Raw genomic sequence first — 6,425 nt, 5'->3', positions numbered from 1 at the left:
AATGGCTCTATCCTTTGCTGTTCTCGGGATCAAAGTCAGTAAGGATAGACAAAAGAAAATGACGGGTATTTCCCATAGGTTGGAGGGCTGCACTGGGCAAAAAGTCGCCGCGAAGCGGCCTACCTTGATGGTTTTTGTAGCAGTCTCAGTGCTACTGCTCCGGGTGGTTCCCTTGTCAGCCATCATGATCGTAATTTTGGCCCTTCTGGATGATATCCCCATCATTACCATTGCCTATGACAACACCCGAAGTTCGTCGGTACCGATGAAGTGGCAGTTAAAGAAAGTACTAACGGTTGCCAGTGGGCTGGGGTTGGTGAGTGTTATTGGTAACGTTGGTTTGATGGCTTTGATGAAGCAGTATTATCAACTCAGTGCTGACTCTATGCAGACCGTTATGTTTCTGCAACTGGTGGTGGCGGGTCATTTGCTGTTGTTTATCTGCCGCCACGACAACTGGTTCTGGATGAAGCCCTGGCCTTCTCCAAAGTTGTTTCTGGCTATTGTATTAACACAGATCGTTGCAGTGATGATTTGTGCCTTTGGAGTACTGATGCCCGCTATCAGTTTTGAGCTGGTTGGTATCGTATGGCTCTATGCCATTGTCTGGATGTTCATACTGAATGGTGTAAGAAAAGTTTTGAAAAGAGTTGTTTAAAAGTGAGTTCAGTGAGAAGGCTTCAATAAAAATGGCACCTGATGGTGCCATTTCGTAACTGTCTGAAAGATCAGTCAGTGCTATGAAACTTAGCCAGCAAAGTTTGCAGCAGCGAAGTTCCAGTTAACCAGCGCCCAGAAATTTTTCAGGTATTCTGGACGTACATTGCGGTAGTCAATGTAGTAAGCGTGTTCCCACAGGTCGCAGGTCAGCAGAGGCTTCTGATCAGTAGTCAGAGGGGTGCCTGCATTACTAGTGTTAACGATTTCTACAGAACCGTCGCTGTTTTTAACCAGCCAGGTCCAGGAAGAACCGAAGTTGTTAACGGCTTTGTCGTTGAACGCAGCAACGAATTTTTCAAAAGAACCGAAAGCCTTGTTGATAGCGTCAGCCAGTTCTCCAGCAGGAGCGCCGCCGCCGTTAGGGCTCAGGCAGTTCCAGTAGAAAGTATGGTTCCAGATCTGGGCAGCGTTGTTGAAGATACCGCCTTCAGATGTCTTGATGATCTCTTCCAGGCTCTTGTTTTCCAGTTCGGTACCAGCAACCAGACCGTTCAGTTTGTCAACATAGGTCTTGTGATGCTTGCCGTAGTGGTAGTCCAGAGTCTCTTCGGAAATGTGAGGAGCCAGTGCGTCGCGTGCATAAGGCAGTGCAGGCAGTTCAAAAGCCATGTTGTCATTCTCCACTTGGGGTTTGATCTTGTTTGACCTGATTCGTCTCGCGCGACGATATTAACATTGGTGCGGTTACGAATCTATGTGAGGGATAATGTGGGGGCGTGTGCCGTCTCTTCAACCCTGAGAACTCAGAAAATACCTGAAATAATGTATTGAACCGGATTTCTCCGGATTGCAGCAGGCACTTTCGTCATAGTTTTCAACGCACAAGAGAGGTTCATAAAGTCTATTACTCTTATTCTGGTGCCCTTTTCATAGTAATATTGCGCCTCAACTGCCCATGGCGGAACAGAGACAGATGAGAAACCCATGAGAGAAGAGGATAAGGCGATCAACGATATACCGGATTTCTCAATTGCAGCAGACGAGCGTCCAGGGCGCAGGAAAACTGCGGCTACCGGCGGAACACCTCCTGGTAAGAAAGGGGGCACAGGGCCTAGCCCTGCAGGTAAAGGCGGTAAAGGCGGCAATGGCCTGACCTGGCTCTTGCTGGTCATGATTCTTGTGTTGGGCGCTGGTGGCGTCTGGCAATTCAAATTGATGCAGCAGGAACTGGCGGATACCCGTCAGGCTCTGAAGGCCACCCAGACAAAGCTCAGTATGGTGACCGGAGAAGTCACGGCTACCGGTGAAAACCTTGATCAGAGCGGTTCGGCGATGCGGTCTGAGCTGAAAGTGATGGATTCTGAAATCCGCAAGCTCTGGGATGTGGCAAACAAGCGTAATCGACAATGGATCCTGATCAATAAGGATAATGTCGTCAAGGCGCTTAAGGAAGCTGAGGAAGCGGGTAAAACAGCAGATAAAGCTGTAGGCGAGTTAAGTGTTCTGCAGAAGCGTATGCGTGAGATGGATCAGCTGATGAAAGCCATTAGCACTGAACAGTTGGCAGCTCAGGGAGAGATGACCGACAGCCTGGCCAGGTTCGACAAGCAGGTTGGCGAAATGAAGAAGCTGGTAGCTGATCAGAAAAAGCTTCAGTCAGAGCTGACTAAAAAAGTCGAAGACCAGCAGCAGGCGGTCAAAGCGGTTGACTCATTCCGAGTGCAGGTCAATCGCAAACTGCAGCAACTGGAAGATACTGTCAGAGATCTGACACAACCTCCCAAGGAAGGCCTGGGACTGGAATAATCCCCACAGCCGGGTGGTTTTCGCCACCCGGTTGGTCATAAACAACCTTTCATTCAATGAAAAGCGTGATGCCAATTTAAACTGGCTACATTAAAGAACAATAATTCTTTCCGGAGCTGTGGGTCGATGATGGGCTGTTTTCGCATAACAGGGCGGTTATGTCTGGTAGTTGCTATGGCAATGATGACCTCTTCCTGCTCAATATTTGACTGGTTTGACAGTAAGCCTGAAGCTTCCAAATCGGTTAAACCTGTCGTTGAAAAACCATCAGGCTGGACATTCTTTCACCAGTGGTCAGTAGAGAATGTTAATCCCTCCATGCAATCTCTGGTTCCCGGCGAAAGTATGACTCTAACAGGGCAGTGCTCTTTTTCTGCAGAAATGCTCGAGCTGCTGGAAGCAAAACCAAAGGGTTTGTTGGTACCCGTCATCAAGGTGACCCGTGATCTAACATTGGCGCCCGATCTGGAAAACAGTGCCAGACTTTATAAGGCTCTAAGATCTGAGTTTCCATTGGGAGGAGTAGGTGACAGCCTGACTTTTTACCAGACGCTGTTATCCAGCATTGAGCATACCTGTCCTGCAAATATGACCCGCGACATCGATAGCTGCCAGTTCAAGAAGTGGATGTCATTTGCCGGTTTAAACGACGAGAGTTCTATTTATGATGAACATCGTCTCAAGCGCTGGTTCAAGTCTCATTCCTCCCTGAAATATATGATTATGGGTTCCAGCGATCTGTTTAATTCTGATGCCCTGTTGAGCGCACGTTATTCTGCCAATTCCAGAGTTATCACCGAACAGCCTATGTCGGTCAGAGATAAAAGCATCAGGCCCTATCTTGGCAAGGTTCGTTTTGACTGGGTTGTTCCTGCTAATGGTGGGAAAACAACATTCAATAGTCTGGGCTCCTGTACCTTGAACTGGAAAGAACTGGAAGAAAAGAGACGTCTAAATGGCCCCGGCTGGATGGAAACGACTTCATTAGCAGAAGTGAACAAGGTTTTGCTTCTCTATTTTATTGAGCTTATGAGCGAAGCGACCAAAGCCATGCCAGAGCATACCCGGTAAGCGGGTCTTTGGCCTTGATCGAACAGAAATAATGTTTCAGGTCTGAATTTATGGACAGCATGGATGCTGATCGTCCAGAAAGGTATTTTCGATCTCAGGTAGGGATCGATGAAGCCTCCAAGTCAGTAAGTGATCCGGTAACAGGCATCGGGTCTGTTCCCAGACTTATTCCTCCCCATCTCACCAGCAGGGATGGAAAGCCCTCCATCTATCAACGCGTTATTGCTTCTCTGGCAGATATTAAACATTTAATGGACGGCGTGAGTGGCCAGCTGGATGAAATCCAGCTTTCGGATGGTCAGTTTACCGGCGATGGTGAAACTGATAAGCAATTCATGCTGCTCAGGGTAGAAAGGTTACTGGCCAGGCTGAATGTACTGTCGACAGCTGTTGCCAATTACGGAAAACAGTTGTCGGGTTCTCACCTCGATCCTTCTCTTCGTTCATCCAGACATTACCAGACTGATTTGATGGCTCCAGAACTGGAGGCTACACCATACTTGGGTGCAGCGCTGGCAGTGAGTGATCTGAGGGCATCCCTGAAAAACTATAAGACTGAACTAAAGAAGCCAGGCATTAACAATGACAGGTTGAGTCCGCAGATCAATGATCTTGTCACCAGAAATGCTTTCCTCTGGTATCAGGTTGGCGGTCTGGAATCTGCGGTTGATGAACTGATCAGAGCCGAATCGAAACCTGTAACTATTGATGAGGTGCGTTCGGCGATTCGCAGGCGAGGCGATGCAGCAAATAATATGGGTGTTATTCGCCGCAACTGGTTAAGGCTTCAAAAGTTTATGCTGTCAGGGGTTGATCTGTGTATGGTGGCATTCACTGTCCTGGATAAGATAGGTGATCTGACCGTCAGAGATTGTATCGGAATTCTAGAAGGTGCTATGCACTGTATTGCGCCTTGTGCCAGAGCAGTGTTAGGGACGCCCTCACAACCTATACTGGCCACTGAGAGGGTTTTAAGAGAACAGCGTGCAGCAGAAGAAAGACTGAGTCTGCACCGTACACTACCCCATAATAATAAAACCGGGTCTTCTGATTTTTCACTACCTTCTCGTAAAAACTCCTCAATAAGCACAGATCAAGCCAAGAAGCCTGGCAGAGTGGTCACTGATTTTACTCAGGAGGCACAAAGCAAACGGTTGGGGAAAAATACCAGTGCATCTGCAAGTCATTCTTTGTCAGGAATGGAGGCTTCTGAGCAAACGTTAACTCCTCGACATAGGGCTTATAGACGAGAGTCTGTTCCTCCTCCTGTTCCCAAGAGAAAGAAAAAACCTGCTTCAATCATACCGGCCCAGCGTTCCAGTGAGGTTGAAGTATTAAGCTCGGCATTAAAAGTGCGTCTCGGTGCCCAGGACAGGAAGACAGCAAGCAAGGTGGCAAAGGAATCTTTTGTCAGGCACTTTCGCAACAGTATTCCCCCAGAAACCTTCGGCCCCTGGCTTGGTATGGATGTTGACAGTTATGTTGATCAGATCAGCTCTTCCGTGAAGGAGCAGGCGGATCGTACTCAATTGGAATTAACTGAAGCGAGAAGGCGGTCTGTTTCATCACAGGGGCTGCATCCGAATCAGGAGAGGGAAGTCGTTCATCTGGAAGAAAAGCATGCGTATTTGCTCGATGAAAGCAGAGAAGAAAGAGTTAGAGAGCGTTTATCTTTCTACTCTCCTCAACCATTGTCGCTTGATGCTGTAGCCACCCAGGTAACTTCGATCAATCAAAGTCTCATTCCTATAGTGAACAACGTCCCCTATTCAGGCTCTCCTGAAGAGCTGGAAGAAAGTATTGAGGAAAAGCTGAATGCGTTACGGGAGCTAAAGGCTCGAATCTATGAGTTAAATGGTGAAGACCAGCCATTTGGTGAGGCGTTACTGGAACAGATAGGAAATGGGTTCGAATCAGTCAGGCTGGCCAGGATTCGACTCAGGTCTATGTATTCTAATCGAATGGTTGATAGCAAGGTGTGCTTGAATGGAATCCATGATGATCTGATCAAGCTGTATCCGGTTTTGGTAGCAGAACATCCCAACAGTCCGAGAATAGTGGACATAGAAAAAGTACTTCAATGGTTACAAAGGGATGAGCAGTCCGATGGTTTCTGGATGCGATTACACTTTTTGCTAAACCGTGATGGCTCGAATCTAAAAAATGTGGTGTTTCGCTATTATGCGACTGTGGTTAATCAAGCACGGATCCAGGCTCAGCCCAAGTATCTGCAATTCAATCATCAGCTAGCCTGTTTTAGAGCCTGTTCCTACGAACAATGGATCAACCTTGTTCAAAGATATCTTGCTGACTCTGAGGAGCATAAAACCATAGCCCGGGATGCAGGATTTGATTCGGATGCGATAGCGGCAGGTGTCTCAGAAGAACTTTATCGACTGGCCTGGCGACTCGACTCGATTGGAGAGAAGTTAGTGCATCACTGTCGGGAGGGTTTTGAGCCTGAATGGACCGATTCATCAACGGCACGCTTTATCCTTGATCTTCTCTATCAGAGTCAGACGACAGGCATGGCTAGTCTGGAGTTGCTTAAGCAAGCTTCTGTAGAAATAAAGCTGCCTTTGATAAAGCTGGCTGCAGAGAACTCGCCGTTATTTCCCCCTGAAGCATTTGAGCCTTTTGCAGCTGACATTCCATTGACGGAAATATCCTATCGTAGCCTTGAAAAAATGGCTCGAAAAATACTCAGGAAGCCATCTCTGAATCAAGAAGAAAGTATTGAACTATCAAGGATTTATCAGAAAATTCTGGATGAGTTGAGTCGGCGTTTTGACGGTGAACTCCTGGTTCTTGATGGGCTGCTTGAGGACGATTGAAGCAGCTCATTGACGAGCTGTGTTTTCAAGTCACCGGAATGCAGAAAACCCCTG

5 protein-coding genes are annotated in these 6,425 nt (G+C 47.5%); 4 read left to right on the top strand and 1 reads right to left on the bottom strand.

Annotated elements, in window-relative coordinates:
• Window positions 1-658: hypothetical protein (locus ACR2PX_RS13545; RefSeq protein WP_433999884.1), on the top strand; the 658-nt coding region annotated here is incomplete at its 5' end.
• Window positions 659-747: 89 nt separating this feature from the next.
• Here the strand turns inward: ACR2PX_RS13545 and sodB are convergent.
• Window positions 748-1,329 (bottom strand): superoxide dismutase [Fe], encoded by a 582-nt coding sequence (gene sodB, locus ACR2PX_RS13540; RefSeq protein WP_433999883.1) that lies wholly within the window; start codon window positions 1,327-1,329, stop codon window positions 748-750.
• 315 nt (window positions 1,330-1,644) lie between these two features.
• Here sodB and ACR2PX_RS13535 point away from each other — a divergent pair, with 315 nt between their 5' ends.
• The 3 genes from ACR2PX_RS13535 (at window position 1,645) to ACR2PX_RS13525 (ending at window position 6,371) form a co-directional block, all read left to right on the top strand.
• A complete protein-coding gene (locus ACR2PX_RS13535; protein WP_433999882.1) occupies window positions 1,645-2,466 on the top strand; it encodes a hypothetical protein in 822 nt (273 codons plus the stop codon).
• 126 nt (window positions 2,467-2,592) lie between these two features.
• Entirely contained in the window at window positions 2,593-3,537 is a 945-nt protein-coding gene (locus ACR2PX_RS13530; RefSeq protein WP_433999881.1) for a hypothetical protein, read from the top strand.
• A 50-nt stretch (window positions 3,538-3,587) separates the two neighbouring features.
• Window positions 3,588-6,371, top strand: a complete 2,784-nt coding sequence (locus ACR2PX_RS13525) for a hypothetical protein (RefSeq protein WP_433999880.1) — start codon at window positions 3,588-3,590, stop codon at window positions 6,369-6,371.
• The last annotated feature ends 54 nt before the right edge of the window (window positions 6,372-6,425 follow it).

It is taken from the genome of Endozoicomonas sp. (genome assembly GCF_051008435.1).
In the GTDB taxonomy this organism is placed as follows: domain Bacteria; phylum Pseudomonadota; class Gammaproteobacteria; order Pseudomonadales; family Endozoicomonadaceae; genus Endozoicomonas_A.
The sequence above is the reverse complement of the archived record's forward strand: the minus strand, read 5'-3'. Positions and strand labels throughout refer to the sequence as shown.